1 pseudogene is annotated in these 791 nt (G+C 61.8%); it reads left to right on the forward strand.

Going from position 1 to position 791, the window contains the following annotated elements:
* Positions 1–766: pseudogene (locus tag OQK_RS01135) on the forward strand (hypothetical protein); the annotation flags it as partial.
* Positions 767–791 lie beyond the last annotated feature (25 nt).

Genomic DNA, 791 nt, shown 5'->3' on the forward strand with positions numbered 1-791 from the left:
CCTTGACACCGAAGGCGCGACACGGGTTTTGTACCGATTGCCCGGCCCATTGGCCGAGTGCGGAGCACAGTTGTCACGCTGGGAAAATGAGCTCGGCGTTCTGAATCTCGAACTCAGCCAATGGATCAACCAGGCCGCCGTGACTGCCGCCGAATCGGGAGAACGTCTGCCGCTCGAGGCGCAGACCCGCGAACTGGATGCCAGGCGAGACTTTGCGCAACAGATCGAACAATTCTGGCGCAGCCCGCCCACGTACCCGCGCCTTGAAGAACTCAGGGCAACGGCGGCCTTCAGTGGCGATGTGCCGATACTCAGCACCGGTCTGGAGCGCGTTACCCGGTTGAACCTCGTTGGCAACGCCAATATCACCGCCGCCCTGCGCTTCGTGGAGCGCTTGCCCAACCTTGCCAAGCTGAAAATGAGCGGCTTCGAACTGGAACCGCTGGCGCTTGGCGAAGCAAAACTGCCTCGGCTGACCGACCTGGAGCTGAAGAATTGTGGCGTGGTCATGACCCCGGAAAACCAGGCTGCGCTGCTCTCACTCACCGCCCTGGACACGCTGGACCTGAGCAACAATCCGCTGGGAACGTTCCCCGACCTGAACCTGTTGCCGGAATTGTTCCATATCGACCTGTCCAACTGCGGGTTGACCGACGTACCCGAAGGACTGAGCAGCCATCCGGGGTTACGAATCGCAGGCCCTCTCCGGCAACCGCATCACGCAATTGCCGGAGGCGCTGTTCGACCTCCCCGCCGAGCGCAGTGACGGCATTGACCTTGCCGACAATCCG

Origin of the sequence: Pseudomonas sp. R62 (assembly GCF_000257605.1) — a bacterium.
Lineage (GTDB): Bacteria > Pseudomonadota > Gammaproteobacteria > Pseudomonadales > Pseudomonadaceae > Aquipseudomonas > Aquipseudomonas atacamensis.